Genomic DNA, 16,349 nt, shown 5'->3' on the forward strand with positions numbered 1-16,349 from the left:
AGGCTATTTGTACTACACTGCATACAATTGAAATAGTTAAGGCGATTTATCATGAAAGGTAATCAAAAAGTAATCGATGCGTTTAATACATTGTTAGCTAACGAATTAGCAGCAATCGATCAGTATTTTATACACTCGCGCATGTATGACGACTGGGGTTTAAACAAACTATACGATCGCCTTAACCACGAGATGGAAGAAGAAAAAGATCACGCAGACTGGCTTATTAAGCGCATCTTGTTTTTAGAAGGTGTACCAAATATGACTAAGCGCCGTGATTTACTTATCGGTAACGATGTAAAAAGCATGATGCAAAACGATTTAACACTAGAGCTTGAAGTAGTTGCGTGTGTTAAAGACGTCATCGCAATATGTGAAAAACAACAAGATTATCAATCTCGTAGCATTTTAGAAAAACTGTTATTTGATACCGAAGAAGACCATGTTTACTGGTTAGAGCAGCAACTTGGCTTAATTGATAAGATTGGTTCTGAAAATTACCATCAAGCACAAATGGCTTAGTAGGAGCATATTATGAAAGGCGATAAAGACGTTATTGCAGCGCTTAATAAAGTACTCGCTAATGAGCTTGTTGGTATTAACCAATACTTTTTACATGCACGCATGTTTAAAGATTTTGGTTTCACTCAACTAGACAAAGCAGATTACAAAGTATCAATTCAAAAAATGAAAAACGCCGATCGTTTAATCGAACGTATTTTGTTTTTAGAAGGCTTACCAAATCTTCAAGACTTAGGCCGATTACGTATTGGTGAAAACAGCGAAGAAATGATTGCAGCTAATATGAGTTTTGAACTTGATACTATTGGCGAGTTGCAAAGCGCAGTAAAACTGGCTGAAAGCAAAAAAGATTACATTACCCGCGAAGCCCTTGATCACATTTTAAATGAGCAAGAAGAGCAAATTGATTGGTTAGAAACCCAACAATTGCTTATTAAAAATACGGGTATTAAAAACTACTTGCAGTCTCAACTGTAAATAGTAACAAGCATAAAAAAAGCAGCTAAAAAGCTGCTTTTTTTATATCTGAATTTTATATGTAATTAAGCAACTTGATCCGTTACATCCGCAATTTGAATAAGTCTGCGATTAAGGATCTTTTTAGTACAACCACAACACTTACCGCATTGGCTGCCTACTTTAAGCTCTTTAGTTAATTCACGCATGGTCGTTGCACCATCGTCAATTGTTTGCTCAATTTTTTTATCAGTCACACCGTGACATAGACAAATATACATGAATACAAACCACTCTCAATTTCATTTAGTGCGTACATAATAATCTAAACGAAAATGGTTATCAATTGTTATTTAACTAATATGTATTATTTTAAACTTTTTTTGGCCAGTGCCACTTAAATTGAGAATTCGCGACAGCTTTAAAAAACTAAACTAAATTCAGCTAAAGTATAGTGCATAAATTGAGCATTGTTAATTAGAGCCTACCTTAAATGTAAGTAAAATTAGGTTTAGCTAAATATTTTAATAGTTGAATGGTTGAATGGTTGAATGGTTGAATGGTTGAAAATTAATTACATTAAGGCTTTAAAAACCTTAATGTATAAATACGGAATTTACGGGTCGGTTATTTCCGATTTATGCCAGTGCAGATCGGATAAGCGAAGCGCCATCCGACACAGTAAAATACCTTGTCAATTATTATCAACATCTTATGTTGTCGAATGGCCGGAGATGGATGGTCGCAACCTTAGACACTTATTAGCAGTATATTAGTCAGTGTTAGTAAATTTTGCATAATTAGTAGTGATTTTCGTTCCTTTTTCAGTTTTTGTTATTATTGCTTTTTCAATAAAAACAACTGAGTTACCCAAATAGATCTTTACACTACCACTGGCTATTTCCGGTGTAGCTGTTTCCCACTTTGAATCAACTAACACTTCATAAGTAAGAGTTTTTGGCAAGAAAATCTCTACATTGTTACTGTAAACTCGATAATCATTATTTTTAGATGTTGTAACTTTATCTGAGTGTATCTTAATATCTGATGCCATTGTAGATGGCACTAGAAATAAAACACTACTGAAAATGGCTGCAATCATTGAAGATAACACTGCTATTTTGGATTTAGAGTGATTTTTCTTTAATGGGATTTCAGGCTGGAATAACTTAGTAACATCTAGCTCAAAACAGGAAGCTAATGCTTTAACAGTTTCCAATGAACCTGAACCATTATTTTCTACTCTTTGAATGGTTCTTAAACTTACAGCACTAACATCAGCTAAATGTGCTGACTCCAAGCTCTGACTTTACGTTCTTCTATAATTTTTTTAGCGTTTAGTTTCATTTCCATTTGTATTTCTCACATGAATATATTGAAGCTATATCCTGTTCAAAAACTCCTTTTTTGTATACGACACATTTGCGTCACCTTAACGACAGGTCAATGCCATACTGCTAACAGCTTTATCAAAGGTTCCCTATCTTAGAGCGAAAACGTCCTTATTTCATGAGCTTCTATTATTATCAAATAGTGTAAATTATTACCAGCTATAAATATTATGCTTACTGTAGTTTATTTACACATATGAAAAAGGAGATAGTTTCCTTTTATTCTTACTAAGTTAATGACAACTCACCTGACCGTCTGCTTCTCGCTCTTTCCTGACTATCAACTAATTGCCAAAAGCTAACTTTATTACTCCCGAATAAATTAACTATGTTCTATTCTTAATATTTACCGCTTAAAAGTTTTGTGGAATAATGCCCGCCTCTTAGGGGAGTAGCCCGCTCAGTAATGAGTAAACTTATCAACATAATTGCACCTCATGTGCATGGTAAGTTTGTAATGTTGTAGCAAGCGTTATCGGCGAGACCTAGGTAGACACTATCCTCATGGCGGGAGATAGTTGTTTGCCTTGGTTTAGTATTCCCGCCTGTAAGAATCAATAATGGAAGTTTTTTTAACCTCAACCGTCACTGTCACACTTGCCGAAATAGGCGATAAAACTCAGCTTTTATCACTCCTATTAGCAGCCCGTTTTCGTAATAAAAGCGCGCTTATTCTTGGTATTTTAGCCGCAACCTTACTCAATCATGGTTTATCAGCGTGGTTTGGACAGTGGTTAAGTAATAGTTTTTCTTCTGAATATTTGCCTTGGCTTGTAAACATCAGCTTTATTGTTGTTGGCCTTTGGCTATTAGTTCCAGACAAAGACGAAGCTGTAAGTAGTAAATACGATAGCTACGGGGCTTTTTTAGTCGCTTTTGTATTATTTTTTATTGCAGAAATTGGTGATAAAACACAAATAGCGACGGTGTTGTTAGGGGCACAATATCAGTCTGTGTTTTGGGTAACAGTAGGAACTACGTTAGGTATGCTAATTGCTAACGTGCCTGTTATATACGCTGGTAATGCATTACTAAAAAGAATATCTCTAAACACCGTACGTGCTATTGCTGCTTGTGTGTTTGTGTCATTAGGTATTTATGGCTTAGTTACAATTTAATCAATATTTAAGCTCGCAACTGTTGATTTAAGTGCGAGCTTTAGTTTTTCCTGCACGTTATTTATGCATTATTTACACAGTAACATCCCTTGGTTTGTGTAATTAAGAGGTTTGAGTTAAAACCAGCAGCTAAATTAGTGACCGCAGTTTCAACAAAACCACTTCCTTGGGCACAAGCTAACCCTTCAGAGAGCGGCCCAGCATAAACAAACTCACCGTTTTTATTAATAATAACGGCGGCAGGCGTTGCCGGAATAACGTGTTTAAGCTTTGGTGTTAATTCAACTTGTACAACCTTCATAGCTTTATTGGCAGCAAAAGAGGTTAACGATGAAATATGCGGCTTAGCTTGTATAGTACACCCGCATTTTTTTTCTGTTATAAGCACTAAAGACGGCTCACCAGTATCAACCCAATCCAATTGCTTTTTAAAGTTATTAAACCAGTGTTTTTGCAATAAAACTTTTGAGCTATCAAACGGTTTAAGCTGCTCTAATTGAAAATAAACTAACCCTGCAACAACACAAATAAGCCATGTAGCTATAAGCGAAAATACGAAAGTGTTAGATTTATTTAAACTTGGCAATGCTTTGCTCTAACACATCAATACTTACATCGATTAACTGCACCTTAGCGGTTAACTGCTGCACTATTTGCGTATCTTGGTACTGATTTTGGCGCATAGTATCAGTACTGCTTGCTATTAATTCAGTATTACCTGCCTGCTCAGCTACAACTTGTGCAACTGAATCAGAGCTTGAAGATACTGCGGCTATTTGCTCGCTCATTGCTGAAATATTCTCTTTCATTGCAGCACTAATACTTGTTAAATCGACTACAAAATTCACACACTGACTCATTGATTGTGTTGACGTTTTACTATTATTAACAAGATCTTTTAATGTTAGACTAATTTTATCTGTTGTTGCTTTACTATGGTTAGCTAAAGATCTTACCTCATCAGCAACGACAGCAAAACCTCGACCATGTTCGCCTGCACGGGCAGCTTCAATAGCGGCATTTAAAGCAAGTAAGTTTGTTTGCTCAGCAATACCTGATATCTCATTAAGAAGACCTGAAATAACATCGCCCGCTGCCACTAAGTGGTTTATTTTTTCTTCGGTATGGTTAAGTAGTGTTAACAACTCTCTACTTTTAGCGTCTGTTTGAAGCACTTCTTTTAATGCATCACCTGCAGATTGTGTAATGTGATCAACTTGGCGCTTAAGTACCTCACTTTCTTCTTCTACAAGTTTAAAACCATTAGCAACTTGAGCGCCAGAATTAGCAATATCATCAGTTTGTTGTGTACGCTGCACTGCACCACCGGCCAGCTGATCATGAACATGTATAAGCTCTTGTGAGTTTTTTTGCAGTGATTCTGATTGAGTTTGTACCTGTTTAATAACATCAGATAAGTAATCTAGTAACGTGTTAAACCCTGTTACAGCCTCACTTTTAGTGTCATCAGCACGAAGAGAGAGTTTAATGTTTTCAGGGTCTTTCATTATTTGCTCTGTCGCATAACTTAAAGATAAGCCAGCACGACGTTCGCGTTGCAACATTACGGCAATGTAGCCTGCAACTAACACTTCAACTATTGCGTATCCAGCATGAATAAGCACCGTAGTAAAAGCAAGCCTATCAGGGTCAAATACATAAAATCCTGTATTTTGAGTTTGTAAATAATAAAAAGATAAATGATGAACAGCTACAAATACAATTGTAGTAATAAACACTCGCCACTGTACAAAAACAATTAACATGGGCATTAAAATAAATATTTCAAAATGGACTTCAATCAGCCCAAAAGTTTGTTGTATGTGCAAAAAAGAAAACATCATTATGGCGGCAGCTACAACATGAGGGGTAACAGGACTATCCCCTTGTGTGTTTAAAAGCCATATAGGTAATAAACACAATGGCAAACCTATCATAAAGGCCTGCGCTAATGTGTCGAAATACAAGCCAATAGCGATAGATTCGACAAACAAAAGACTAAAAATAATTGTAAATAACCGGCCAATACTAGACATAAGAACCTTAAAATTGTTGTTTGCACTGTTGTTTTATAAAGCAGTCTGCAATATACGTATCAAAACGAGTTTCAGTTTACTGAACACAATAATAAACTACCGACACGTCAAAAAATAATACATTTAATTTATATTATATACATGCGGTCTACTTAATTATAGGCAGTATTTTTTTAAACGTAGGCGTTGCTGCTTTTTTTGTCCATTGAAAAACAACTATTTCAGCGCATGAAATTACCGAACCAGCTTGGCGTAGCTGTTCAATCGCCAAATTTTTATGTTGCGGATTTCTCGAGCCAACTCCGTCGTGTACGATAATAACTTCAAAACCATTTTCTATTAAATCTAAGCATGTTTGTAAAACACACACATGCGCTTCAGTGCCAACAACAACAACTTGCTTTTTACCATAGCTTTTTAACTTATCAACAAAGCCAGGCTCTGCACACGCACTAAAGTACGTTTTATGAAAATACGTAGCATTAGGTAACGTATTTTTAATTTGCTGATTAGTCTCGCCCAACCCCTTGACATATTGCTCGGTTATTAAGACTGGGACGCCGTGAATAATACCCGCCTGCGCTAACTGCAATGTACTTTTTAAAATATTCGGAAAGTCTTTAATTGCAGGAGCAAGCAACTCTTGTAAGTCTATTATTAATAACACGCTATTTTTTGCATCAATATTAGATAAAACCACTATACTCTCCTTATGAATATTAACTGTTATCTATATAGATTAGCTCACTATTTGAAAATAGAGCTTTTAACTTTACGTATATTATTTGCAATTAAAAAATAAAAACTTATGCTATATTTACTATCTAGCTAAGTATCATCCTATCCTCCACTGAGAGTGTTTATAAGTGCGTTTGAGCAAACTTTTTTTTCATATCACCATTGTTTTTTTACTATGCATCCAAAGCACTTTTGCATCACAAAACTATGCTCAACAATTACAACGAATTTCTACTGACGAAGGTCTCTCGCAAAGTTACGTTTTGCAGTCGCAAGAAGATGACATTGGCTTCATATGGATAGCAACCCAACAGGGTTTAAACCGTTTTGATGGTTATAAAGTAAAAACTTTTAATGGTGGCTTTGGCTTAGATAAACACTATATTTATGCATTATTTAAAGCCGAAGACGGAAAAATCATTGTCTCAACTGATCTTTCTGGTGCGTATATAATAGATCCCCTCACTTTAAAAACCGAAAAAATCTATTCTGGTCAAATAGATAAAGAAAAAAAGATGTTTTCTCCAATCTCCGCAATGACTCAGCAACAAGATACTTTTTACTTCGCCATAGATGGTCAAATATATACATTTGATGAGACGAGTAAACACTTTACACTTAAGCTAGCACTCCCAAATAAAAGGGACTACATTAGGTCATTAACGATATATAAAAACACTTTATATATTGGTACAAATGATGGTTTATACACTGCAAATATAGATAATTCAGAACTTGTAAAAATCCCTCTTCATCCCCCTGAAAAAAATACGATAGATAATATAAACGTCAAATTTTTAAGTGTTGATAATGAATTAGGATTACTTGTTGGTACTGTCGAAGGTATGTATCAATTAGCATTTGATAATAACAAAAATATATCTGCAGCAAATGTTACAACATTAATTCCTGATTATAATATATGGGATTATGCCAATACTGTTTACGGCGAGTTTGTAGCAACCGAAAGTGGATTATTTAGTTATCACCGCGAAACCAAAGAGTTAGAGTTCATATTAAATTATGAAAAAAGTAAGTTTAATATTAATGAAAACTCAATCAACGATCTAATGATTGATAAGTCCGGCGTGCTTTGGCTCGCATCTAGAACCCAAGGCGTGTTTACCTGGCCAATTAAAACCCGACGGTTTAAACACATTTTTTTACCCGGTAACAATACTGTTCATGCCACCTACCAAGATAAAAATAATATTATATGGCTAGGAACAGAAGATGGAATTGCGCGCTATAACAAATCAACAAATAAAAGTGAAGTATATTTAAGCTCGACCGACTCAAAAGCAATATACGGAGCATCTGCGGTATTTGATATTTTTGCGTCTTCAATTGGAAACGATCAATTTTTTTGGCTTGTTACTTATGATGGTTTTAAACTTTTTGATAAGCAAACGGGTAAAGTTATTGAAAATAAAGACACAGACAATAATGTAATTAACCAGCTCAACTTATTTGGTTTTGCCCAAGTTGATGCAAATAAATATGCATTTATGTCTGATGATAATTTTTATATTTTTAATGAAACAACCGGAAAAACAAGAATTATTAAAGGACTCAAAGAGCAAGTTGACCCTTTATTTTCTTATGCTTTTTATAAACCCCTCGACACACATCCTGAAGAGTTTGTACTTGGCACATCAAAAAGTTTTTTTAGGTACAACGAAAAAACGAAAACTTTAACGACTATATTTCAGTCATTTAATCCTAAAGAAGATATTTTTTACACTGTAGAAAATTTTTACTTAGACTCAAAACGAAATATCTTATGGTTGGCAACCACCCACGAAGGCTTGCTTGGTGTTGACCCAGTTACTTATGAGAGAAAACACTACATAGGATTAAAAAATTCATTTAATACTGACTCTATCTATTCGTTACTTCCTGATGAAAATGGTTTTTTATGGGCAAGTACCGACAATGGTTTATATCAAATAAACCTAGATACACTCAATGTGGTGAGTTATTCAGTAAAAGACGGGTTGAATATAAACCAATTTACTCCTATAGCAGCAACAACATTAAACGATGGCAGGCTTATATTTGGTAGTAATGCGGGCGCCCTACTTTTTGACCCCTTAGACTTTGATGAAAAAGAATTATTTAAAAAAAATAGTGTAGCGATTACCGATATAAATCTTTTTACCAAAGAGCTCGATTATTACCCTCATAAATACCTTAGCCAACCACTTGATCTCAGTTATGAAGACATGGGCCTTACAGTTAGTTTTTCTAACTTTTCTTACCCCAATATAGACAAAGCATATTATAAGGTAATTCTTTCAGGGCCAACGTCCCTTACATATGAAGACTTACAATCTAACCAAGTGTTTTTCACAAAACTTCAACCCGGTAGTTATTCGCTAAAAATATCAGCACATAATCGCGATGGTATTGTTACAAGCGAACCTGCCACACTTAATATCAACGTGGCCTACGCACCATGGAAGTCGCCCTTTGCTATTGTCGCCTATGTAGTTTTAATAATTGCCGTGTTGTTTTTCATTTTTTGGCAATACCGCAGCCGCCAAGTTGCAATTGAACAAGCCCATAGAGCGACTATTCATTCGCAAAAGCAAACAGAACTCGCGCTTAAAAATAACAAAAGTGGCGTGTGGGATTATAATTTTAAAGATGCTTCCGTAAGTACGCTCAGAGGAAGTGAATTAGGCTATACAGGCTTGCCTGTACGCGTACACATAGAACAATTTTTAGCGCTTATACACCCAGATGACCGACGTCGTTTTGAAAACCAATGGGAAAACTACTTCAAGTACAAAAAACAACAAAACTGGCAAGCAACTTATCGTCTACAGCATAAAAATGGGCATTGGTTATGGTATCAAGATACAGGACAAGTTATATACGATCCTCAAACAAATGAGCCGCTATATGTTTCTGGCATATATACCAATATCACGGAGCAACGGGCTAATGAGCAACAAGCAAAAATTCTAGGTGAAGCGTTTAGCCAAATAAACGACTGGTTACTTATACTCGATAAGCATTTAATGCCATTTTCTGCGAACAACAGTTTTATTGAAACGTTTTCAAGTGAACAAGCAGCCACTAAAATTAGCCCAAAATTATTTATTAGGGCCATTGGTAAAGATAAGTGTAGAGAGTTTGCAAATATTTTAAAAAAATTAAAAGCTACAGAAAACTGGCAAAGTGATGCTTATATAAAAACAGCAAAAAGTAACGAACATCCAATACATATAAGCGCCACAGCCGTAACAAAAGATACTGCAAGCTACTACGTGGTTGTTATTACAGATTTAACTGAGCAAAAACGTGCAGAAAACGAACTGCGCTATTTGGCTAATTTTGATCCTCTAACGCATCTACCTAATCGTAGTTTAATGTATAAAAATATTGAAGACGCGATTAAACATGCCAATGAAAGTAATACACAATGCGCATTATTATTTATTGATTTAGATAAGTTCAAACCTGTTAATGACTCTTTTGGTCACGCAGTGGGTGATAAGCTACTTTGTAATATTACCCAAAGAGTAAACGGTATGCTTGGCGTAAACGCAAAACTTGGCCGTCAAAGTGGTGATGAATTTTTAGTGCTGATTCAAAATATAAAATCGCTTCAGTCTCTTCGCGATACAGTAAGAAAAATTAGTAATGAGTTAGCTAATAAAGTAATTATTGAAGACTTCTCTATTAATATTTCAGCCAGTATTGGCGTCGCTTTATACCCATTCGATGCTGTAACCACCGATATACTTATCCGTAATGCCGATGTTGCGATGATGCACGCTAAACAAGGCGGGAGAAACGACTTTAAGTTTTTTAGCGATGAAATGAATGAGCTGATAAAACAAAAGTTACTGCTCGAAAATGATTTAAAAGATGCAGTAAAAGACAACCGATTTTTTAATCACTATCAGCCCATTATCGACATACAAGAAAAAACAATAAATGGCGTGGAGTTACTCATGCGCTGGAAAAATCAAGGACAGTTGGTATCGCCAGCACTTTTTATACCGGTAGCAGAAGAAACTGGTTTAATAGAACTCCTTACTGAGCAAGCATTGCAACGAGCTCTTATTGAAATTGCACCTATACTCAGCGCAAACCCATTGTTTTATATATCTTTAAACTTATCCCCTAAACACATTTTAAAAACAAACATAACCCAGCGGTTAATGTCCATATTAGCGGACTCTCAAGTTCATCCAAGACAATTAAGACTTGAAATAACAGAGAGTATTTTACTAGAAGATAAACTCAAAGCAGCCAAGCAGCTACAAAACTTAAAAGCTGCTGGGTTTAAATTACTACTTGATGATTTTGGTACTGGTTACTCGTCACTCACCTACTTGAGCCAATTTCCTATTAATGTTATTAAAATAGATCAAAGCTTTGTAAACAGTATTGGTATAGATAAAGGGGATGAATCGATTATTAAGACCATTCTTTCATTGGCCGAAAACCTAGATCTTTACTGTATTGCAGAAGGAGTAGAAACGGGCGAACAGATGATCTTTTTAGCCGAGGTTGGGTGTACTGTACTGCAAGGTTATTACTTTGCAAGGCCAATGGATGCTAAAGACTTACGTAAAAGCGATTGTTTTAGCAATATCATTGATTTGATTTGATTTGATTTGATTTGATTTGATTTGATTTGAAACATTAAAAGCGTGCTAATCATTATTACACGCTTTTATATTAATTAGATGCTACTAATGGATGTGATGGCATTCGTGGCTTTCTATTTGTAATACACTATTGCGTACATTAAATTTTTCAGCTAACAGTTGTTCTACCTTCATACGACATGCTTCATCGTGTTTTTCAATAGTACAATGCTCTTTAAGTACAACGTGCGCCCCGACTACTACACCCTTATATTTGCGCGTTACAGTGACGTTATGGACATTGTGAACATGCTCCATATCTGTAATCTCACTTTCAATATCTGCAACTTTAGGAAGTTTGGCCTTATTTAAGCGTAAACCTTTTATACAACTAATAATGACCTTAACACCGGTAAACAACACGAAAGAGGCGATTAACATGCTCGATAAAATATCGATAACAACCCAGCCCGTAAAATATATAAGAATACCAGCCACAAATGTCGATACGGTAGAAATCAAATCAAAGAATGAATGTAAAAATACCGCGTAAACATTAATACTCGCTTTGCGGCCTTTATATAAAACCCATGCAGCAGCACCATGAAACAAAAAACCAATAGCAGCAATAACCGACATTAAATAACTATTAATAGCCAGCTCATTTCCTTCATGCTGATGTATATAGCGCTCACCACCTTCATACAAAATAATTAAACTGATTGCTAGGTATAAAAATCCGTTCACCAGACCACCCAAAAGCTCGGCTCTTTGATGACCGTCGTTATAAGTTTTAGCAAAATGAATAGCGAGACTTGATGCAATCAGTGCGATGAATAACGAGCTATTGTGAACAAACAAATGCCCCGCATCGGCAAGTACAGCAAGCGAATTAGAATAATAAGCACCTATAACCTGAATTACCATAAACGAACACGTAATTGCTAGCGCAATAAGTAACCGACGACGAGAAGCTTGGTGTGTAGTGATTTCTGTCATGAAATGCTTGAATAACCTATACTTAAAGTGCAAATAAACCAAAGATGGCTTAGAGTAGAAAAGGGTAATGATATACAGTATCAATTATAATACGTACCGCCATCAAACGCACTAAAAACTTAGTAAATCAAAAAAAATGTGCTAATAATTAGTAGGGCTTGTTGAACTTCGGTGGTTGAATTTGCAGTAGTATTTTTGGTTTTGAGGCAAGGCAGAGTCTATGTAGTGTAGCTATTCCCCATAAATAGGCGATAACGCAGCATAAATACCAAACATGCGCTGCCTTTTGAGCTCGATCTAAGGACGATTAACACGCCCAAGTAAAAACAATAAAAATACAATAGATAACAATTTAATTGTGGCTTAAACACATGGAGAGTTGAGTGAGTAATAACCTATCAAATGAAATATGGCGAAACTTGGAGTTACTGCCGTTTTGTGTATTACTTTATGATGCCAATGAAAATATATTTAAAGTTAACAGCCAAGCACAGAACTTGTTTGGCTTAAGAAATAAATCACATTTTAATAAAATTGATTTTTCACACATCACTTTAACCAATCATCACAGTAAAAAAGAACTATTAGTCGAGGAGCTATTCTTTGATTATTTCACTGCAAATAACCAATGCCAGTTTGTTTTATCAAAACAGGTATCTAAATTGCTACTCAATGTAAAATTTGCAAAATTACCTAACTCAAGCTCCATTATTATAATCGATGTATTGAATAATAATGTAGATGAACAATATGATTTTGATAATATTATTTCGAACATATCAACTGACTTAATTGATATTCAAAACGACGACGTTGATAAGCATATCAACTACGCATTAAAAGCTATTGGTACCGTTTGCCACGCAGATAGAAGTTATCTTTTTAAGTTTGCCGAGGATGGTAAAACCATAAATAACACCCACGAATGGGTCAATAATGATATACAAGCATTTAAAGAGGACTTACAAAACCTTCCGAAAAGCGATCTCCCATATTTTTTTAGTTTGATGGCACGTACTCACTTATTTAGAGTTAACGATGTAACGTCGTTACCCATTCAAGCAATGAGCGAAAAAACAATTTTCCAGCGACAAAAAATAAAATCAGTACTTTGCATTGGTCTACGTTATGACAAAGAGCTCGTTGGCTTTATAGGCTGTGATTGCGTTGTTCAAAAGCGAAACTGGACTGATTTAGACCTTATTCGCTTAAGGTTAGTAGGTGAAATGCTTGCTAATGCTTTCAAAAATTTAAATTACAAGCAAGAGCTACAACAAGCTCAGCAGCAACTCATTAATGCCAATCATAAACTTAACAAACAAGTTAATACTGATGGCCTTACAAACATTGCTAACCGACGCTGTTTTGATCAAACTTTAAAATGCGAAATTAAGCGCGGCGCACGTAATAAAGAACCCATTAGTTTAATAATGTGTGATATTGATTTTTTTAAGCGTTATAACGATAACTATGGGCATCAGCTAGGTGACGAAGTGTTAAAACAAGTTGCCAAAGCGCTGCATGATCTTTGTAAACGTGAAGGTGATTTAGCCGCTCGTTTCGGTGGTGAAGAATTTGCGATAATTTTACCTGCAGTCGACACAGATCATTGCCAAAGATATGCAGTTCTTATTCAGGAAAAAATTGCAGAACTTGCAATTGAACATAACTTTTCAAGTGCCAGTAAATACCTCACTTTGAGTATCGGATTTTATAGCCTTATACCCAATCAAAAAACAACACCTAAAGAAGTTATAACTAACGCCGACATAGCCCTTTATAACGCAAAAGAAACAGGCAGAAATAAAATAGCCAGTTTTTAAAAAAACCGACTAAGTCGGCGCGCTACAGTGAGTTTTAGTGGTTAAAAGTTCGCTGTAGTGATAATCTATACACGCTGAAATTATAAACAATACAACCACTCAGCGTTTAATTATTATAAGGAATGTTTAAATGGATCCAGTCACACAAATTCTCGATATGGTTTTTACTGTTGAGGCTTTTTTACTTGTTTTTGTTATCGTGCTTTTAAAAAGTAGCGTTAAATTTGTACCACAAAACCGCGCCTGGTTAATCGAACGTTTTGGTAAATACCAATCAACTAAAGAAGCCGGCCTTAACTTTATTATTCCATTTATTGATAGAATCTCGGCTGATCGTAGCTTAAAAGAACAAGCTCAAGATGTACCATCGCAGTCAGCTATCACTAAAGATAACATCTCACTTATAGTTGATGGCGTACTGTACTTTAGGGTACTAGACCCGTACAAAGCAACGTATGGCGTTGACGACTATACATTTGCAGTTGTACAACTTTCGCAAACAACAATGCGCTCAGAATTAGGTAAAATGGAGCTTGATAAAACATTTGAAGAGCGTGATTTACTTAACACCAACATTGTTGCTGCTATAAATCAGGCATCTGAGCCTTGGGGTATTCAAGTACTTCGTTACGAAATTAAAGATATTGTGCCACCTAACTCTATTATGGAGGCGATGGAAGCGCAAATGAAAGCTGAGCGTGTTAAACGTGCTCAAATTTTAGAATCAGAAGGTGACCGCCAAGCAAATATCAACGTTGCTGAAGGTAAAAAGCAAGCACAAGTACTTGCTGCAGAAGCCGATAAAGCCGAGCAAATTTTACGCGCTGAGGGTGAAGCAACTGCAATTACAACTGTTGCTGAAGCACAAGCAAATGCACTTATTAAAGTTGGTGAAGCTGCAGATACAGAGCAAGGCCAAAAAGCAATTCAGCTAGACTTAGCAACTAAAGCAATCGCTGCTAAAGAAGCTATTGCTCGTGAATCATCAATTGTATTACTGCCAGATAACGCAACAGATGCAAGTTCAATGGTTGCGCAAGGTATGGCAATTATTAATAGTTTAAATAAAAAGAATTTGGGTTAATAACTAAATAAAGAGGTTTGTATGGATTTTATTACGCAAAATTTACCGCAAACACTTATGGTACTTGGTATTGTTGCTTTAATAATAGAAGTAGCAGTACTTGGCCTTTCTACATTTATTTTGTTGTTTTTTGGATTATCGTTATTCCTCACAGGATTATTAATGAGTTTTGGTATTTTACCCGACTCATTAACCACCGCCCTTTGGAGTAATGCAATTGTAACAGCAGGTTTGGCCGTTGCACTTTGGAAACCATTAAAACAAATGCAAAATCGCGTAGATAAAAAGCAAGTAAATAGTGATTTTGCTGAACTCACTTTTGTACTTACTAGCGATGTAACAGAACAAGGTTTAACTACACATCAATATTCAGGTATTAGCTGGAAGCTTAAAAGTGAGCAACCAATTGGCGCCGGTACTGAGGTTTTAGTAACCAAAAAAGAAGTGGGTGTTATGTGGGTTACGCCTAAAAGCTAATCATCACTTTAAAAACAAACACTGTAAATTGTAAGTTACAGTAAAACGGGCGGCTCAAACTGCCCGTTTTTTATGCCTGAGATTTGAAATACAGCGCCTTGTTCAGTAACAGTATTATTAATCGCTTCATCAAATGCCGATGTCACAAGTAACAATTCAGCATTTTCACCACCAAATGCAGTGCATGTCGGTTTTATCGCACAAAGCTTTATTGTTTTAATTAGCTCACCGCCTGGGGATAAACATATAACACATCCCATTCCCCATACAGCTAGCCACAAATTACCTAATTGGTCGGTTACGCATCCATCGGGATCAACATCAGTATTATTAAATTGATAAAAAACACGTGGCTCAGAGCAAGGTTCGCCAGTTTGCTCATCCAAATCTAATACATAAATACAACTCGTTAAAGAGTCGCAGTAATAGCCACGTAAACGTGCCTTATCAAAACACAATCCATTTGGGATACTCAAGTCACTTACAACGGCTTTAAGCTGGCGTTTATAATAACGGTATATTTTACCATCACCTTTTTTAGCATTTACATCCATTGTACTAAACCAAAAACCACCCCATGGATCGGCGCGGCCATCGTTTGAACGCCTGTTTAACAGTGTATTTTCAATATTGAGGATAAGATGGCGAGTGTTTGAATTAATATGATATTTATATAAACCAGTACTTGTACAGAGCAACAAGTGCTGCTCATCAATCCACGCTATTGCACTGATCGTATCTGGCATATTAACTATTTTTAGTTTGCTTTCGTTGTGTGTATTTTTACTTAAAAGTAGTTTTTTATTTATGTCGACCCAAAAAAAAGTATTCAGCATAGGGTGCCAAAGAGGACTTTCTGCAAGCTGATTCTGTGTGCTTTCAAAAATGGTTACGCTAGGGTCAAACATAAATACTTATTCTTTATTATTAACAAAGCCTTGTAACCCAAACCTTACCAGAAAACAGTTGATTTCGCGATACGTACCTGGCTTTAATTTATCAACATGCCCTAGGGCGTGTTGATCTTTGGTGGGTGAATTTGCAGCAGTATGTTTGGTTTTTAGGCAAGGCGGAGCCTATGTAGTGTGGTTATTCCCC

Annotated in this window: 14 protein-coding genes; 7 read left to right on the plus strand and 7 right to left on the minus strand. The window is 35.8% G+C overall.

Annotated features, from left to right (window positions below):
• Positions 1-51 precede the first annotated feature (51 nt).
• Complete coding sequence (gene bfr, locus GQR52_RS10675) at positions 52-522, plus strand: bacterioferritin (RefSeq protein WP_165728420.1); 471 nt, start codon at positions 52-54, stop codon at positions 520-522.
• Between the two features lie 12 nt (positions 523-534).
• Positions 535-999, plus strand: a complete 465-nt coding sequence (gene bfr, locus GQR52_RS10680; protein WP_024593101.1) for a bacterioferritin — start codon at positions 535-537, stop codon at positions 997-999.
• Between the two features lie 65 nt (positions 1,000-1,064).
• On the opposite strand, the gene GQR52_RS10685 is transcribed toward bfr (GQR52_RS10680), so the two are convergent.
• A complete protein-coding gene (locus tag GQR52_RS10685) occupies positions 1,065-1,259 on the minus strand; it encodes a (2Fe-2S)-binding protein (protein ID WP_002960627.1) in 195 nt (64 codons plus the stop codon).
• Between the two features lie 491 nt (positions 1,260-1,750).
• Entirely contained in the window at positions 1,751-2,278 is a 528-nt protein-coding gene (locus tag GQR52_RS10690; RefSeq protein ID WP_240914472.1) for an XRE family transcriptional regulator, read from the minus strand.
• 651 nt (positions 2,279-2,929) lie between these two features.
• Between GQR52_RS10690 and GQR52_RS10695 the strand changes: the two genes are divergently transcribed.
• Positions 2,930-3,487 (plus strand): TMEM165/GDT1 family protein, encoded by a 558-nt coding sequence (locus GQR52_RS10695; RefSeq protein ID WP_165728421.1) that lies wholly within the window; start codon positions 2,930-2,932, stop codon positions 3,485-3,487.
• A gap of 61 nt (positions 3,488-3,548) precedes the next feature.
• Here the strand turns inward: GQR52_RS10695 and GQR52_RS10700 are convergent, their stop codons facing one another.
• The 3 genes from GQR52_RS10700 to GQR52_RS10710 form a co-directional block, all read right to left on the minus strand.
• Positions 3,549-4,073, minus strand: a complete 525-nt coding sequence (locus tag GQR52_RS10700; RefSeq protein ID WP_007581838.1) for a DUF6436 domain-containing protein — start codon at positions 4,071-4,073, stop codon at positions 3,549-3,551.
• Positions 4,057-5,523 carry a methyl-accepting chemotaxis protein gene (locus GQR52_RS10705; RefSeq protein WP_165728422.1) on the minus strand — a complete coding sequence of 489 codons (1,467 nt, stop codon included), beginning with the start codon at positions 5,521-5,523 and terminating at the stop codon, positions 4,057-4,059. The genes GQR52_RS10700 and GQR52_RS10705 overlap by 17 nt, the downstream gene beginning before the upstream one ends.
• 148 nt (positions 5,524-5,671) lie before the next feature.
• A complete protein-coding gene (locus GQR52_RS10710; protein ID WP_165728423.1) occupies positions 5,672-6,223 on the minus strand; it encodes a hydrolase in 552 nt (183 codons plus the stop codon).
• 166 nt (positions 6,224-6,389) lie between these two features.
• Between GQR52_RS10710 and GQR52_RS10715 the strand changes: the two genes are divergently transcribed.
• A complete protein-coding gene (locus GQR52_RS10715) occupies positions 6,390-10,889 on the plus strand; it encodes an EAL domain-containing protein (RefSeq protein ID WP_165728424.1) in 4,500 nt (1,499 codons plus the stop codon).
• Between the two features lie 84 nt (positions 10,890-10,973).
• On the opposite strand, the gene GQR52_RS10720 is transcribed toward GQR52_RS10715, so the two are convergent.
• Positions 10,974-11,867, minus strand: coding sequence for a cation diffusion facilitator family transporter (locus GQR52_RS10720; protein ID WP_007581834.1), 894 nt, complete (start codon positions 11,865-11,867; stop codon positions 10,974-10,976).
• Positions 11,868-12,250: 383 nt separating this feature from the next.
• On the opposite strand from GQR52_RS10720, the gene GQR52_RS10725 reads away from it, so the two are divergent.
• The 3 genes from GQR52_RS10725 (at position 12,251) to GQR52_RS10735 (ending at position 15,251) form a co-directional block, all read left to right on the plus strand.
• Positions 12,251-13,690, plus strand: coding sequence for a diguanylate cyclase (locus GQR52_RS10725; protein WP_165728425.1), 1,440 nt, complete (start codon positions 12,251-12,253; stop codon positions 13,688-13,690).
• Between the two features lie 130 nt (positions 13,691-13,820).
• Positions 13,821-14,774, plus strand: coding sequence for a slipin family protein (locus GQR52_RS10730; protein WP_076924206.1), 954 nt, complete (start codon positions 13,821-13,823; stop codon positions 14,772-14,774).
• A 21-nt stretch (positions 14,775-14,795) separates the two neighbouring features.
• Positions 14,796-15,251, plus strand: a complete 456-nt coding sequence (locus tag GQR52_RS10735) for an NfeD family protein (protein ID WP_165728426.1) — start codon at positions 14,796-14,798, stop codon at positions 15,249-15,251.
• A 35-nt stretch (positions 15,252-15,286) separates the two neighbouring features.
• Here GQR52_RS10735 and GQR52_RS10740 read toward each other — a convergent pair whose 3' ends face one another.
• Positions 15,287-16,159 (minus strand): SMP-30/gluconolactonase/LRE family protein, encoded by an 873-nt coding sequence (locus tag GQR52_RS10740; protein ID WP_165728427.1) that lies wholly within the window; start codon positions 16,157-16,159, stop codon positions 15,287-15,289.
• Between the last annotated feature and the right edge of the window lie 190 nt (positions 16,160-16,349).

This window comes from Pseudoalteromonas sp. 31A1, from assembly GCF_011378815.1.
GTDB lineage: Bacteria > Pseudomonadota > Gammaproteobacteria > Enterobacterales > Alteromonadaceae > Pseudoalteromonas > Pseudoalteromonas arctica.